Here is a 250-nt window from a genome sequence, read left to right as displayed (position 1 = left end):
TCCCTCACGGTACTGGTTCACTATCGGTCACTAGGGAGTATTTAGCCTTGGGAGATGGTCCTCCCGGATTCCGACCAGGTTTCACGTGTCTGGCCGTACTCAGGATCCTGAACTGAGGGCAACGAATTTCGTCTACGGGGCTATCACCCGCTATGGCCGGTCTTCCCAAACCGTTCGACTATTCATTGCTTTGGTAACTCAAATGTTCAGTCCTACAACCCCAGGAAGCAAGCTTCCTGGTTTGGGCTGT

1 rRNA gene is annotated in these 250 nt (G+C 52.8%); it reads right to left on the bottom strand.

The window, feature by feature from the left end:
• Nucleotides 1–250 (bottom strand): 23S ribosomal RNA (locus CES79_RS12545); the annotation flags it as partial.

It is taken from the genome of Secundilactobacillus silagei JCM 19001, from assembly GCF_002217945.1.
Lineage (GTDB): Bacteria > Bacillota > Bacilli > Lactobacillales > Lactobacillaceae > Secundilactobacillus > Secundilactobacillus silagei.
The sequence above is the reverse complement of the archived record's forward strand: the minus strand, read 5'-3'. Positions and strand labels throughout refer to the sequence as shown.